This window comes from Sphingobium sp. FG58 (assembly GCF_057809055.1).
The window spans coordinates 394066-407530 of record NZ_JBMDJF010000001.1; the positions used below are offsets into that span (position 1 = coordinate 394066).

Below are 13465 nucleotides of genomic sequence, written 5' to 3' on the forward strand. Positions count from 1 at the left end.
GACTTGCTGGCTTTAGGCCAGCTTGATCTCGACGTTCACGCCGGCAGCCAGGTCCAGCTTCATCAGCGCGTCGACCGTCTGCGGCGTCGGCTGCACAATGTCAAGCATACGCTTGTAAGTGCGGACTTCGAACTGTTCGCGCGACTTCTTGTCGACGTGCGGGCCACGGTTGACCGTGAACTTTTCGATGCGCGTCGGCAAAGGAATGGGGCCGCGAATGAGGGCGCCGGTGCGGCGGGCGGTGTCGGCGATATCGCCGGTCGCCTGATCGAGCACGCGATGATCGAACGCCTTGAGGCGAATGCGGATGTTGCTGTCCATGTCCTACTACCGATGCGAAAGAGCCAAAAAACAAACCGCCCCGTTTAGACCCTCTAGCGCAAAGCCGGCGAGGATCGGTCCGAGGCGGTTAAAATCCGAGCCGCGCGAATCAGGTGACCCGCGCGGCTCGCTGCCTATATTACTTGGTGACTGCCGAGACAACCCCCGAACCGACGGTCCGGCCGCCTTCGCGGATCGAGAAGCGCAGACCCTGCTCCATCGCGATCGGGGCGATGAGCTTGACGCCGAGCTTCACGTTGTCGCCGGGCATGACCATCTCGGTGCCTTCAGGCAGCACGACTTCGCCGGTCACGTCGGTGGTGCGGAAGTAGAACTGCGGACGGTAGTTGGCGAAGAACGGCGTGTGACGGCCACCCTCTTCCTTCGACAGAACATAGACTTCCGATTCGAACTCGGTGTGCGGCTTGATCGAGCCGGGCTTGCAGAGAACCTGGCCACGCTCAACGTCTTCACGGCCAACGCCACGAACCAGCGCGCCGATATTGTCGCCAGCTTCACCCTGATCGAGCAGCTTGCGGAACATTTCAACGCCGGTGACGACGGTCTTGCGGGTGTCCTTGAGGCCGACGATCTCGACTTCTTCACCAACCTTGACGATGCCGGTTTCAACGCGGCCGGTCACAACCGTACCACGGCCGGAGATCGAGAACACGTCTTCGATCGGCATCAGGAAGGGCTTGTCGACCGGACGGTCGGGCTGCGGGATCCAGCTGTCGACCGACTGCATCAGCTTCAGAACGGCGTCATGGCCGATTTCGTTGTTGGTGCCGTTGAGGGCGCAAACAGCCGAACCCGGAATGATGGGGATGTTGTCGCCGTCAAAGTCATAGGACGACAGCAGCTCGCGGATTTCCAGCTCGACCAGTTCCAGAATTTCTGGATCGTCGACCAGGTCAACCTTGTTCATGAACACGACCATCTGCGGCACGCCGACCTGACGGGCGAGCAGGATGTGCTCGCGGGTCTGGGGCATCGGGCCGTCGGTGGCGGACACGACCAGGATCGCGCCGTCCATCTGGGCGGCACCGGTGATCATGTTCTTCACATAGTCAGCGTGACCGGGGCAATCGACGTGCGCATAGTGGCGCTGCTCGGTTTCATATTCGACGTGGGCGGTCGAAATTGTGATGCCGCGCTCGCGCTCTTCAGGCGCCTTGTCGATATTGTCATACGACGTGAAGGTCGCGCCGCCGGTTTCGGCCAGTACCTTCGTGATCGCTGCGGTCAGCGAGGTCTTGCCATGGTCGACGTGACCGATGGTGCCGATGTTGCAATGCGGCTTCGTCCGCTCAAACTTAGCTTTCGCCATTTTATCCTACCTTCTAATCAAATCCGATGGGTTTGACCGCTCGGCCGCGCCTTGCGAAGGCGCGTCCATAGCAGCAAATTCGCATAATGAAAGCCCTAACCGCCCCGTTTGCACGGGGCGGATCAGGATTTTCAGGCCATCTTGGCCTTCACCTCGTCAGCGACATTCTGCGGCACTTCATCATAGTGCGAGAACGACATGGAATAGCTGGCCCGACCCTGGGTGAAAGAGCGCAGCGTATTCACATAACCGAACATGTTGGCCAGCGGGACCATGGCATCGACAGTCTGTGCGTTGCCGCGGCTGTCGGTGCCCTGGATCTGGCCACGACGGCTGTTCATGTCGCCGATGACGTCACCCAGATAGTCTTCCGGGGTCACGACTTCGACCTTCATGATCGGTTCGAGCAGCTTGATGCCCGACTTCTGCGCCGCTTCGCGCATCGCGCCACGGGCACAGATTTCGAACGCCAGAGCCGACGAGTCGACGTCATGATAGGCGCCGTCATAGAGATGGACTTCGAAGTCGATGATCGGGAAGCCGATCAACTGACCGGTCAGCGCCGTCTCACGGAAGCCCTTTTCGACCGAGGGGATATATTCCTTGGGAATATTGCCGCCCTTGATCTCGTCGAAGAACTGATAGCCCGAACCACGCTCGCCAGGAATGACGGTCGCCTTGATGCGGCCGAACTGACCCGAACCACCCGACTGCTTCTTGTGGGTATAGTCGATGTCGACCTTCTTCGCGAGATATTCGCGATAGGCCACCTGCGGCGCACCGACATTGGCTTCGACCTTGAACTCGCGACGCATACGGTCGACGAGGATTTCCAGGTGAAGCTCGCCCATGCCCTTGATGATGGTCTGGCCCGATTCGTGATCGGTCGACACGCGGAAGCTGGGATCTTCGGCCGACAGGCGATTGAGCGCGATGCCCATCTTTTCCTGGTCCGCCTTGGTCTTGGGTTCCACCGACAGTTCGATAACCGGCTCAGGGAATTCCATCCGCTCCAGCACGATCGGCTGACGCTCGGCGCACAGCGTGTCGCCGGTGGTGGTTTCCTTCATGCCGGCCAGCGCGATGATGTCGCCGGCAAATGCTTCGTCAACGTCCTTACGTTCGTTGGCGTGCATTTCGAGCATACGCCCGACCTTTTCCTTCTTATCCTTCACCGAGTTCAGGTAAGTACCCTTGACGAGCGTACCCGAATAGATGCGGATGAAGGTGAGCGAACCCACGAACGGATCGTTCATCACCTTGAACGCCAGCGCGCTGAACGGCGCGTCGTCGGTCGCGGGACGGCTGTCCGGCTCGTTGCTGTCCATCTTGACGCCCTGCACGTCCTCAATGTCGAGCGGGCTGGGCATATAGTCGACGACGGCGTCGAGCAGGGGCTGAACACCCTTGTTCTTGAACGCCGAACCGCAAACCACCGGGACGAACGACTGGTTGAGCGCGCCCTTGCGGATCAGCGCCTTGAGCGTCGCCGTGTCAGGCTCGGTGCCGTCAAGATAGGCTTCCATCGCAGCGTCGTCCTGCTCGACGGCCAGCTCGATCAGGTCGCTGCGATATTTCGCGGCTTTTTCAGCCATGTCGGCGGGGATTTCTTCAAAGAAGAATTCAGCGCCCAGCGATTCATCCTTCCAGATGATCGCGCGGTTTTCGACCAGGTCGACCAGACCCTTGAAATCGCTTTCCGTGCCGATCGGCAGATACAGCACGGCGGGACGCGCACCCAGACGATCGATGATCGACTGCACGCAATAATAGAAGTCGGCACCGGTGCGATCGAGCTTGTTGATGAAGCACATGCGCGGGACTTTATACTTGTCCGCCTGACGCCACACGGTTTCGGACTGCGGCTCAACACCGGCAACGCCGTCGAAGCAGGCAACCGCGCCGTCGAGCACGCGCAGCGAACGTTCGACTTCGATCGTGAAGTCGACGTGGCCGGGGGTGTCGATGATGTTGATGCGGTGGCCGTTCCAGAAACAGGTCGTCGCAGCCGAGGTGATCGTGATCCCGCGCTCCTGCTCCTGCTCCATCCAGTCCATCGTCGCGGCGCCGTCATGGACTTCGCCGATCTTGTAGGACTTGCCGGTATAATAAAGAATACGCTCGGTCGTCGTCGTCTTGCCGGCGTCGATATGGGCCATGATGCCGATATTGCGATACAGTTTGAGCGGATGGCTGCGGGCCATGATGCTTCTCCGTTGCCGGCGCACCGGCGGTTGGGGATTCGTGTTCTTGCGTGGCCCCTAAACCAATCCGTCCGCCATGGGTAGGCCCACGACGAACGGATGGATTTTTAAGAGCGATAAACGGGGCAACTGTCGATCGACCGCCGCCCCGCCAATCTTTTTACCAGCGATAGTGCGAGAAGGCGCGGTTCGCTTCCGCCATGCGGTGCGTGTCTTCGCGCTTCTTGACCGCGTTACCACGGTTGTTGGCTGCATCCATCAGCTCACCCGACAGGCGGGCAGCCATGGTGGTCTCGCTGCGGTTGCGCGCAGCGGTGATCAGCCAGCGGATGGCCAGAGCCTGCGAACGCTCAGGACGCACTTCGACGGGAACCTGATAGGTCGCACCGCCAACGCGGCGGCTGCGGACTTCGATGCCCGGCTTGATGTTGTTGAGCGCGTCATGGAACATGCCGATCGGATCCTTCTTGGCGCGAGCCTCGACGGTTTCCAGGGCGCCATAAACGATCGATTCAGCAACGGCTTTCTTGCCGTCCTGCATGATGGAGTTCATGAACTTCGACAGAACCTGATCGCCATATTTGGGATCGGGCAGGATGATGCGCTTTTCGGGGCGACGACGACGTGACATATTTTAGTCTCCCTTACTTAGGACGCTTGGCGCCGTACTTCGAACGGCTCTGCTTGCGATCCTTGACGCCCTGGGTATCCAGAACGCCGCGAAGAACGTGATAACGCACGCCCGGAAGATCTCGCACACGACCGCCACGGATCAGCACGACGCTATGTTCCTGCAGGTTGTGACCTTCACCAGGAATATAGGTGATGACTTCGCGCTGGTTGACCAGGCGAACCTTGGCCACCTTGCGGAGCGCGGAGTTCGGCTTTTTCGGGGTCGTGGTATAGACGCGGGTGCAAACGCCACGCTTTTGCGGGTTCGCATCCATGGCAGGGACCTTCGACTTGGCCTTCTGCGGTTCGCGGCCCTTGCGGACCAGCTGGTTGATTGTTGGCATGAAGCCCTTCACCTTTTTCAGTTACTTTACCGCAACACCCCTGCGTTCAATGCCGCCGGGAAACATATCGCTTCCAAACAGCAAAGGCCCCGGCGGGTGCAATACCCCCCTGGAGCCGCAAGAGCATCCGGTAATGTTCAGCTCTGTGTTGCCCGCGTGGGATGATGCGAGGAGACGAGTCTCTACGCGGCAGACCGCTGGGCAGGCGGGCCTATAGCGATGCCGGGGCAAAGGGTCAAGCATAGTGCCGACACTCTGCCCGTAGCGCTGACCGAGCGGGTCCGACAGGCGCTGGTTAGGGAATTACTAACCTTGCCTGCCCTATCTTGCGCCCCGGCACCATTGGGGTGCGTCAACTGGACAGGGCGTGACCGGGCTTTCGACCATCAGCGGCGAATTTCGCCTAGCCGAACGGGAAGCGGCGTTCCAGGCCGAACGCCTGCCCGAATCGCGACGCCATGCCCGCAACCTGTTCATCCTCTCGATCGTCCTGAATATTCTGTTCCTGATAAGCGACTGGCGCTTTGCCGGGACGCCGCATTTCTGGATCGCGGTGCCTGCACGGTTGACGGTGATTGTCTGGTCCATCGTCTGCCTGTCGCTATGCCGCCGGATGACCAGCTTTCCGGCGGTCGAGCGCATCTGCTTCGCCTGGCAGGTCGTGACAGCCATCGGCGTCGCCTTCCTCGTCAGTTCGCGCAGTGACATCGCCATCTTCGTCCTCGTCATGCTGCCGCTGGTATTCTACCTCGTCGTTCCCACTAGCTTTCGCGGCAATGTCGGCGGCGGACTGGGGTGCTGTATCGCGCTGCTGATCGGCTATCTTGCCCCTGCCCCGCTTTCCTCCACCACGCCCGGCATGGTTCTGGCCATGCTGATGCTCCATTGCGGCATGTGGATCGCGATCGCCCGGAACAACCGACTCCAGCGGCAGGAATGGACCGCCGGGCAGGTCGCACACGCCGTGCAGCTGGAACTGGCCAATAGTCGCGACACGCTGGAACGGATGTTCATGGCCGTGCCGCTGCCCTTGCTCGTCACACGCTATGACGGAAATATCCTGCGCCTCAACCGCGCTGCCACCGATGCCTATGCGGCAGGACATGATATCAACCTTGGCCATGTCGAGCAGACCTATGTCGACCTGCCGGTGCGCGACGAACTGTTCGCAATGCTCCAGCGCGGCGAGGCGGTCGACAATTTCGAGTGTCGGCTACGCCGCGCCGATGGCGCGCTTCGCCATGCGCTCCTGTCCTCCCGCCCGATCGTGATCGATGGCGAGCCTTGCTTCATGACGAGCGTGGTCGACATTACCGAACGCAAGCAGGCCGAACGGCATCTGGAGCGCCTGGCCATGACGGACGCGCTGACGGGCCTTGCCAATCGCGCGCACTTCATGGCTGCCGTCACGCAAGCAACGGCCGCGTCGAATGACCGGGCGCAACTGGCCGTGCTGCTGATCGACCTGGACGAATTCAAGCGGGTCAACGACACGGCCGGGCATGATGCCGGCGACGCGCTGTTGTGCGCGGTGGCCGGACGGTTGCGCCACGCCCTGCGACCGGGCGATCTGGTCGCGCGGATGGGCGGTGACGAATTCGCCGTGCTGCTTACCCGCCTGCCCGACGCCGACACGCTGCAACCCATCCTGGCACGCATCGCCGATCATCTCCACGCCCCGCTCGACTATCGCGGTCGCCCTATCGAATGCCGCGTCAGCATCGGCGTCGCGCTGTTCCCCGACCATGGCGAGGATGTGACGGCCCTGGTCAAACATGCCGACATCGCCCTCTATCATGCCAAGAATAATGGGCGGGGCCGCGCGATAATATTTGGGCCGGACCTGCTGGAAAGCTGGGATCGGGAAGCGGCCATGCTCGACCGTGCCCGCCATATTCTGGCGCAGGAACATCCCTGCCCCTGGTATCAGCCCAAAATTGCACTCGATACCGGCGCGATCGTCGGGTTCGAGGCGCTGTTCCGCTGCCCGACCGCCGATGGCACGGTCATCATGCCAGCCGACATCGCCGCCGCCTTCGAACATCCCGAACTGGGGCCTGCCATAACCGGCCGGATGATAGACGGAATCATTGCCGACTGCGTCGGCTGGCGCGACGCCGGGCTGCCGATCGGCCATGTTGCCCTCAACGTGTCGGGCGCGGACCTGAATGATGACAATTTCGTCGATCATTTGCTGGAGCGACTGGCGCAAGCCGGCCTGCCCCCGGCGATAATCGAGCTGGAAGTTACCGAATCGGTCTTTCTGGGCCGCAATGCCGACCGCGTCGGGCAGGTGCTGAACCGGCTGAGTGACGCTGGGGTTTCTATCGCCCTTGATGATTTCGGGACTGGCTACGCTTCCCTCTCCCACCTCAAGCAATTTCCGATCGACATCATCAAGATCGACCAGCGCTTCGTGCGCGATCTGGAGACCGACCCGGACGATGCCGCGATCGTGCGCACGGTGCTGAACCTTGCCTATAGCCTCGGCATCCGCACCGTTGCCGAAGGGGTCGAGAACAGCCATCAGATCGATTATCTGCGAGCCGGCGGATGCCATTACGGCCAGGGCTATCATTTCGGCGCGGCCATGCCCGCCACGGCTATAACAGAACTGCTGACAAGACAGGGACTCGCCCGCCCCGCCCTGAAATAGATTGAAACAAGGGCGGAAGATATTTGGGCAAATTATTTTCTGTAGCGGGGAACAAACGACGCAACTGTTCATTTCACCGCGCTGACGCTTCGACTCGTCACGACTCCGCAACGACGGATTCGCCTGTTCGACAGTGCTTTGCTATCGGCCCGACTCGAATAAGAGTGTGGGGTCGCAATTGTCGCAAAAAGCCAAGACGGGGGCAGCCGCTCTCCGCGCGCGGTTAAGCGCGCTTTGCCCTGAGCGGGAGATTTTCCTCCGCTCCGGGGGGCAAGTGAAGTTCCTGCGCGTCTCCCGCCGGGCGCAACTGACCGCTATCGCCATCGTCTCCACCGCGCTGATTGGCTGGGGCGGCGCGACCATCTCGATGCTCGCCAACAATGCCTCGGTCGCACAGGAGCGCGCGCTGCTGGCCCAGCAGGGCAAGGCGGTCGCCAGCACGGCGAACAAGGTCGCCGACTATCGCAAGTCGGTCGAGGATCTGGCGCAGGATCTGGAAGCGCGCCAGGATTTCATGGACGACCTCTACAAGACGCATTTCGGTGCAGAGGATGGCAACGCCGCGGGGGCCGATCTGGTCGGCCCGGCCAAGAGTGGCGAGAAGGGCAAGCTGACCACCAAGATCAGCATGGCTCCCGAAGCCGCGCCGCTCGTCCGCCTCGCCCAGCGCCAACGCCAGTTCGCGATGATGCTGACCGGCGCGGTCGAACGGCGCGCCGACAAGGCCGCCGCCGCGATCCGCAGCTTTGGCCTGAACCCCGACAGCCTGACCCGCAGCGCCGCCCGCGCCCAGGGTGGCCCCTTCGTTCCGTGGAAGGGCGACAAGGGCGCCATGACCGGCGAGCTGGAAGAGCTGGCAAGCGCGCTCAACCGGATGGAATTGCTGGAACGCAGCCTGCTTGCGATTCCCTCAGGCCAGCCGACGACGGCGCCGATGCAGACCAGTTCCTATGGCTATCGCCGCGATCCCTTTAACGGCCATGCCGCCTTCCATGCCGGAATCGACTTTCCCGGCCGCTTTGGCCAGCCGATCAACGCCGCCGCCGGTGGCAAGATCAGCTTTGTCGGCCAGCGCCAGGGCTATGGCAATGTCGTCGAGGTCGAACATGGCAATGGTCTGATGACCCGCTATGCCCATCTGTCCGGCTTTGCCAGCCGGGTCGGCCAGACGGTCGCGCGCGGCGACACGATCGGGCGCATGGGATCGACCGGCCGTTCGACCGGCACGCATCTGCATTTCGAGGTCCGGCTGAACGGCCAGGCCATCAACCCGCGCCGTTTTCTGGAGGCCCGCCAAGATGTTCTCCAAGTCCAGCAGATCGCCAAAGCGCGTTTCGCCGATGTCGGCAACCGGGGCTAAAAACACCCCCTTTTCGCTGATCGGCAGCGATGTGACGATCAGCGGCAACCTGACCGCCTCGGTTGACCTGCATGTCGATGGCGCGGTTGAGGGCGATATCAGCTGCGCCGCTTTGGTGCAGGGACCAGACAGCCGCATCGTCGGCCATGTCACCGCGCAGAGCGCGCGCCTGGCGGGACTGGTCGACGGGTCGATCACCGCGCAGGAACTGGTCGTCGAAAGCACGGCCCGGATCACCGGTGATGTCCGCTATGAACGGATCACGATCGAACCGGGCAGCCGGATCGAAGGCCATTTCGCGCATAAGGACCATGGCGCGGTGCCGGAACTCAAGCTGATCGCTGGGGACGGCGCAGTCTGACCGGCCCCGACGCTCCTAACCATATTTGTCACTGGATGCGGCCGCGTGGCCGCGATACCCGTCCCCTGTCACCGACATGGGGAGACGACCGCATGGACACGCCCGATTATTGGCCGGATATACGCCGCTTCCTGATCGGCTTCGCGATCGGCGGCATCGCCATCGGATTGTTCACGCTGATCAGCGTTCAGCCGATCCCCTGACCGGTCAGCCTGCCAGCCAGTACAGGCAGGCACCCAGTCCGACCACCCATAGCATCAGCACGATAATGACCCCGGCACGGCTGGATGGCCGCTCCGCACGATCCGCCGCCTCTGCCCGATAACGCGCCATCAGCGCAGGCGGGATGCAGCGGACTGACAGCATAATGCCGAGCGGCACGATCAGCAGATCATCGAACAGACCCAACACCGGTATGAAATCGGGAATCAGGTCGATCGGACTGAGCGCATAAGCGGCCACCAGCAGCGCGATCAGACGCGCGAACCATGGCGTGTCGGCACTGCGCGCCGCAATCCATAATGCTACGACCTCGCGCTTCAGCCGCTTTGCCCAGGCTTTGAGCGCGGCCAGCATCGTCGCCTCAGTTCACCGGCGCGCGACGACGATAGCTGAGCGCTTCGGCGATATGGACGCGCCCGACCTTCTCCGCCCCGGCCAGATCGGCAATCGTCCGGGCGACCCGCAGCACGCGGGTATAGCCGCGCGCCGACAGCTTCATCGCGGCGGCCGCCTGCGCCAGCAATTGCCGCCCGGCCTCGTCCGGTCCGGCGACATCCTCCAGCGCCTCGCCATCGACTTCGGCGTTGGTGCGCACCTTGCTGTCGGCATAGCGCGCCGTCTGGACCGCGCGGGCGGCGGCGACGCGCGCGGCGACCTCGGATGATCCTTCGGCGGGCGGTGGCAGCACCAGATCGGCGGCAGTTACCGCCTGCACCTCGACATGCAGGTCGATGCGGTCGAGCAGCGGCCCGGACACCTTGGCCTGATAGTCCGCCGCACAACGCGGCGCGCGCGAGCAGGCCAGTGCCGGATCACCCAAATGGCCACAGCGGCACGGATTCATCGCGGCAATCAACTGCACACGCGCCGGGAAGGTCACATGGGCGTTCGCGCGGGCCACCGTCACCTCGCCCGTTTCCAGCGGCTGACGCAGCGAATCCAGCACCACGCGCTGAAACTCCGGCAGTTCGTCCAGAAACAAGACGCCCAGATGCGCCATGCTGACCTCGCCCGGCCGCACCCGCAGCCCGCCGCCGACCAAAGCGGCCATCGACGCGCTGTGATGGGGGTTGCGGAATGGGCGGGCGCGGCTGATCCGTCCGCCCTCCAGCGTCCCGGCGACACTGGCCACCATCGATGTTTCCAGCGCTTCGCCCGGCGTCAGTTCGGGCAATATGCCCGGAACACAACTCGCCATCAGCGACTTGCCAGCACCCGGCGGCCCGACCATCAGCAGATTATGCCCGCCCGCTGCGGCGATCTCGATCGCGCGCTTGGCGGTCTCCTGCCCCTTGACCTGCTTGAGGTCGGCGGTGCGCACGGGCGCTTCGACCGCGCCCGGTTGCGGCGGCGAGAGGGCCGACGTCCCTTTGAAATGGTTGAGCAGGCTGAGCAAATCGGGGGCAGCGACCACCTCCACCTGCCCCGCCCAGGCGGCTTCGGCCCCCTGCGCGACCGGGCAGACCAGCCCCATATCCTGCTCGCCCGCATGAAGCGCCGCCAGCAACACGCCGGGCGATGGCGCGGTACGCCCGTCCAGCCCCAGTTCGCCGACGACGACATAGCCTGACAGCGTTTCGGCATCGATCACCCCCATCGCGCCCAGGAGCGCAAGCGCGATCGGCAGGTCATAATGCGACCCTTCCTTGGGCAGGTCGGCAGGGGAAAGGTTAACGGTAATCCGCTTGGGCGGCAGCGACAGGCCGATGGCGGCGATCGCGTTGCGCACCCGCTCACGGCTTTCGGCCACCGCCTTGTCCGGCAGGCCGACGACGATGAAATTGGGCAGGCCGGGGACCAGCTGGCACTGCACCTCGACGCCCCGCGCCTCCAGACCCAGATAAGCGACCGTCGATACCGTTGCGACCAAATGCCCCCCGATCTTTCGTACACCATGTTCCCGCGCAGGCGGGAAGCCAGTTCCGACGTTTCAACTGGGTTCCCGCCTGCGCGGGAACACGCCATTCTTCACTTAATCTTCTATCGGCGCGCCCGTCCGGTCCCGTGCCGGCTCATCGGGTCGCCCCTTGAACCCTTGCGCGACGACATACCATTCCACGCTGCCCTTGCGGCTGGCGGGAGGCTTTGCGTGCTTGATCGTCGTGAAATTCTTTTTGAGCAGCACCAGCAATTCGCCGTCGGTCCCGCCCGCAAAAACCTTGGCAACGAAGGTGCCGCCCTTGCGCAGATTTTCGACCGCGAACCAGGCCGCCGCTTCGACCAGGCCCATGGTACGCAGATGGTCGGTCTGGGCATGGCCGACCGTGTTGGCCGCCATGTCGGAAATCACCAGATCAGGCGCGTCGCCCAGCGCATCGCGCAGAAGCTGTGGTGCCTTGTCATCCATGAAGTCCATTTCGAACAGGGTGACGCCGCCGATCGGATCGACCGGCAACAGATCGATACCCACGACCGCCGCCTTGGGTGCCAGTTTACGCACCACCTGCGACCAGCCACCCGGCGCGACACCCAGATCGACAACCGCGCGCGATCCCTTCACGAAGTGAAATTTCTCGTCCAGCTCGATCAGCTTGAATGCGGCGCGGCTGCGCCAGCCTTCCGCTTTGGCCTTATGGACATAGGGGTCGTTCAGATGGCGTTCGAGCCAGCGCACCGACTGCGCCGTGCGGCCCTTCGCGCTCTTGACCCGCACCCTGCCTGCGCCAGCGCCTCTCACATCATTCTCCCGTCGCGGTCCATCAGACCGCGCAATATGCCCTCGCGAATGCCGCGGTCAGCAACGCCCAGTCGCTCCGCAGGCCAGATGTCGAGGATCGATTCCAATATGGCGCAGCCCGCCACCACCAGATCAGCCCGTTCCGTGCCGATGCAGGGCAGTTTCTGCCGTTCGCCCAGCGCCATGGCCGACAGGCGCTCCGAAATGGACCGCATGGACGCGCAGGGTACGATCAGCCCGTCAATCGCCTGCCGGTCATAGCGCGGCAGGTTGAGATGCAGGCTGGCCAGCGTGGTCACCGTCCCCGACGTACCCAATAGTCGTATATCCTGCGCGCCCTGCGGCAGACGACGGGCAAGCGGCGAGAAGGCTTCGCTGACCCGTGCGCGCATCCGGTCATAGGCGGCCAGTCGCGCGTCGGCATCGTCATGCTCGAACGCTTCGCTTTCGGTGAGCGACACGACACCCCAGGGCGCGCTGACCCAGTCGACAATGCGCGGCGCGCCCGATGATCCCTGTGAATCGACCAGCACCAGTTCGGTCGATCCGCCGCCAATATCGAAGATCAAGGCCGGGCCGTTGCCCGGTTCCAGCAAGGCATGGCAGCCCAGCACGGCGAGCCGCGCTTCTTCCTCCGCACTGATGATGTCGAGCGCAATGCCGGTTTCGCGATAGACGCGCTGGATGAATTCCGCGCCGTTGGTGGCGCGACGACAGGCTTCGGTAGCGACCGACCGCGCCAACGTCACATGGCGGCGGCGCAGCTTGTCGGCGCAGACGGAGAGCGCCGCAATCGCCCGGTCGATCGCGGCATCGCTGATCCGCCCAGTCGATGCCAGCCCTTCGCCCAGCCGAACGATCCGCGAAAAGGCGTCGACGACGATGAACCCGTCAGCCGACGGCTTGGCGATCAGCAGGCGGCAATTATTGGTGCCAAGGTCGATCGCGGCATAGGATCGCCGTTCGCGCGCGCCATAAGGCGCAAAGCCCCGCTGCGTCGACGGGGGAGGAATGGCCGCAGCCTTGCTCCCATCGCCCGGACCGGAAGGGGCGCGCTTGCCCGCATAACGGCCGGCCGGGCCGGAACTCTGCGGCGATGGGCGGCTCTGCTGCACCATGCCGTAACTCGCTTCACATATCGCCAGCCCCAAAGCGGGACCGGAACTTGGGGACCATGCTTAAGCAGATAAGCGCCAATGCGCAAGGCGCGCGCCCCGACCGACGATCCAAATCGGGAGCCGTCCTGCGGAGCGACCTTTTTCCTGGCCCCTCCCCTTCATCTTCCCGCCCGCCTGTTCTATGGCCACACTCCTATTGC

Annotated in this window: 12 protein-coding genes; 3 read left to right on the plus strand and 9 right to left on the minus strand. The window is 63.2% G+C overall.

All coding sequences use genetic code 11. The features are described from left to right. Window positions 1-12 precede the first annotated feature (12 nt). The 5 genes from rpsJ to rpsL all read right to left on the minus strand — a co-directional run bounded on the left by rpsJ (window position 13) and on the right by rpsL (window position 4871). Window positions 13-321 carry a 30S ribosomal protein S10 gene (rpsJ, locus tag ACODR8_RS02125; RefSeq protein ID WP_006960299.1) on the minus strand — a complete coding sequence of 103 codons (309 nt, stop codon included), beginning with the start codon at window positions 319-321 and terminating at the stop codon, window positions 13-15. Between the two features lie 139 nt (window positions 322-460). Beyond that, on the minus strand, window positions 461-1651 hold the full coding sequence (gene tuf / locus ACODR8_RS02130) for an elongation factor Tu (protein WP_217673616.1): 1191 nt from the start codon (window positions 1649-1651) through the stop codon (window positions 461-463). Between the two features lie 131 nt (window positions 1652-1782). After that, window positions 1783-3855 carry an elongation factor G gene (gene fusA / locus ACODR8_RS02135; protein WP_489005741.1) on the minus strand — a complete coding sequence of 691 codons (2073 nt, stop codon included), beginning with the start codon at window positions 3853-3855 and terminating at the stop codon, window positions 1783-1785. Between the two features lie 160 nt (window positions 3856-4015). Beyond that, window positions 4016-4486, minus strand: coding sequence for a 30S ribosomal protein S7 (gene rpsG, locus ACODR8_RS02140; protein ID WP_066606496.1), 471 nt, complete (start codon window positions 4484-4486; stop codon window positions 4016-4018). Window positions 4487-4499: 13 nt separating this feature from the next. Then, window positions 4500-4871: a 30S ribosomal protein S12 gene (rpsL, locus tag ACODR8_RS02145; RefSeq protein ID WP_026002556.1), complete on the minus strand. Its 372-nt coding sequence runs from the start codon at window positions 4869-4871 to the stop codon at window positions 4500-4502. A 367-nt stretch (window positions 4872-5238) separates the two neighbouring features. On the opposite strand from rpsL, the gene ACODR8_RS02150 reads away from it, so the two are divergent. From ACODR8_RS02150 to ACODR8_RS02160, 3 genes are all read left to right on the plus strand, one after another. Beyond that, window positions 5239-7527: a putative bifunctional diguanylate cyclase/phosphodiesterase gene (locus ACODR8_RS02150; RefSeq protein WP_489005742.1), complete on the plus strand. Its 2289-nt coding sequence runs from the start codon at window positions 5239-5241 to the stop codon at window positions 7525-7527. A gap of 274 nt (window positions 7528-7801) precedes the next feature. Further along, window positions 7802-8887 (plus strand): M23 family metallopeptidase, encoded by a 1086-nt coding sequence (locus ACODR8_RS02155; protein ID WP_489005743.1) that lies wholly within the window; start codon window positions 7802-7804, stop codon window positions 8885-8887. Continuing rightward, entirely contained in the window at window positions 8868-9248 is a 381-nt protein-coding gene (locus ACODR8_RS02160; protein ID WP_489005744.1) for a bactofilin family protein, read from the plus strand. Before ACODR8_RS02155 ends, ACODR8_RS02160 begins: the two co-directional genes overlap by 20 nt. A 207-nt stretch (window positions 9249-9455) precedes the next feature. On the opposite strand, the gene ACODR8_RS02165 is transcribed toward ACODR8_RS02160, so the two are convergent. The 4 genes from ACODR8_RS02165 to ACODR8_RS02180 all read right to left on the minus strand — a co-directional run bounded on the left by ACODR8_RS02165 (window position 9456) and on the right by ACODR8_RS02180 (window position 13265). Beyond that, window positions 9456-9824 (minus strand): YkvA family protein, encoded by a 369-nt coding sequence (locus tag ACODR8_RS02165; RefSeq protein ID WP_489005745.1) that lies wholly within the window; start codon window positions 9822-9824, stop codon window positions 9456-9458. 7 nt (window positions 9825-9831) lie between these two features. Then, a complete protein-coding gene (locus ACODR8_RS02170; protein ID WP_489005746.1) occupies window positions 9832-11340 on the minus strand; it encodes a YifB family Mg chelatase-like AAA ATPase in 1509 nt (502 codons plus the stop codon). A gap of 102 nt (window positions 11341-11442) precedes the next feature. After that, window positions 11443-12147: an RlmE family RNA methyltransferase gene (locus ACODR8_RS02175; protein WP_119745114.1), complete on the minus strand. Its 705-nt coding sequence runs from the start codon at window positions 12145-12147 to the stop codon at window positions 11443-11445. Continuing rightward, the gene (locus ACODR8_RS02180) at window positions 12144-13265 is read right to left on the minus strand and encodes a Ppx/GppA phosphatase family protein (RefSeq protein ID WP_489005747.1); all 1122 of its coding nucleotides are present in this window, start codon (window positions 13263-13265) and stop codon (window positions 12144-12146) included. Before ACODR8_RS02180 ends, ACODR8_RS02175 begins: the two co-directional genes overlap by 4 nt. Window positions 13266-13465: the final 200 nt, after the last annotated feature.